The organism is Xanthomonas sp. LMG 8993 (assembly GCF_009835065.2).
Classification (GTDB): Bacteria; Pseudomonadota; Gammaproteobacteria; order Xanthomonadales; family Xanthomonadaceae; genus Xanthomonas; species Xanthomonas arboricola.
The window spans coordinates 1-691 of sequence record NZ_QVIF02000027.1; the positions used below are offsets into that span (position 1 = coordinate 1).

At 66.4% G+C, this 691-nt stretch carries 1 protein-coding gene; it reads right to left on the reverse strand.

Annotation, left to right across the window (positions count from 1 at the left end):
- Positions 1–691, reverse strand: a 691-nt coding sequence (locus tag DYQ94_RS20610; protein WP_505414924.1) for a condensation domain-containing protein, incomplete at both ends; no start/stop codon positions are given.

Genomic DNA, 691 nt, shown 5'->3' on the forward strand with positions numbered 1-691 from the left:
TGGTCGAACGGCAGTTGCTGATGCGCAAACGCGTCCAGCGCTTGCGCCTTCACCTGCATCAACAGCGTCGCCGCATCCGCCATGCCGTCCACCGGCACCCGCAGCGCCAGCGTGTTTACGAAAAAGCCCGCCAGCCCCTCAAGCTCCGCACGTGGGCGGTTTGCCACAGGCGTGCCGATCACCACCTCCTCCTGCCCACCCAGCCGTGACAGCAACGCTGCCCAGCCGGCCGTCAACGCCATGAACAAGGTCGCTCCGTGGCGCGAGGACCAGCTGCGCAGTGCCTGGACCAGCTCAGGCTCCAGGCGTAGCGGCAGACTCGCACCGCGATAGCTTTGCACCGGCGGACGCGGACGATCGGTCGGCAGTTCCAGCAGCGACGGCGCGCCAGACAAGGTCTGCTTCCAGTGATCGATCTGACGCTGCCAGACCTCACCAGCGAGCTGGCTGTGCTGCCAGGCCGCATAGTCGGCATATTGCAACGCCAGCGCTGGCAAGGGATTGGCCGCACCCTCGGCAAAGGCGCGGTACAACACCCCCAGCTCGCCGACCAGCACCCCTACCGACCAGCCGTCAGAAATGATGTGGTGCTGGGTCAGCAGCAACACATGGGTGTGCGCGTCCAGACGCAACAGGCGACCACGCACCAGCGGGCCGGCGGCAAGATCGAATGGTACGGCAGCGGCCTCAC